1 protein-coding gene is annotated in these 260 nt (G+C 40.8%); it reads left to right on the top strand.

The window, feature by feature from the left end; all coding sequences use genetic code 11:
- On the top strand, window positions 1-260 hold a 260-nt coding region (locus WEIDD23_RS13955), incomplete at both ends, for a hypothetical protein (protein ID WP_197458921.1).

The following is a 260-nucleotide window of genomic DNA, read 5'->3' as shown; positions in this document are numbered from 1 at the left end:
GTTGAATCGCTCAAACTCGTTGAGGTTGAACTGCTCAATGATGTTGAATCGCTCAAACTTGTTGATGTTGATCCACTCAACGATGTTGAGTCTGACAAACTTGTCGAAGTTGAGTTACTCAATGACGTCGAGTTGCTCAAACTCGTTGAAGTTGAACTGCTCAATGACGTTGAATCGCTCAAACTTGTCGAAGTTGAGTTACTCAATGACGTCGAGTTGCTCAAACTTGTTGAAGTTGAATTACTCAATGATGTTGAGTT

Source organism: Weissella sp. DD23 (assembly GCF_001579105.1).
Lineage (GTDB): Bacteria > Bacillota > Bacilli > Lactobacillales > Lactobacillaceae > Weissella > Weissella cibaria.
This window is presented reverse-complemented; position numbering and strand designations above follow the sequence as displayed.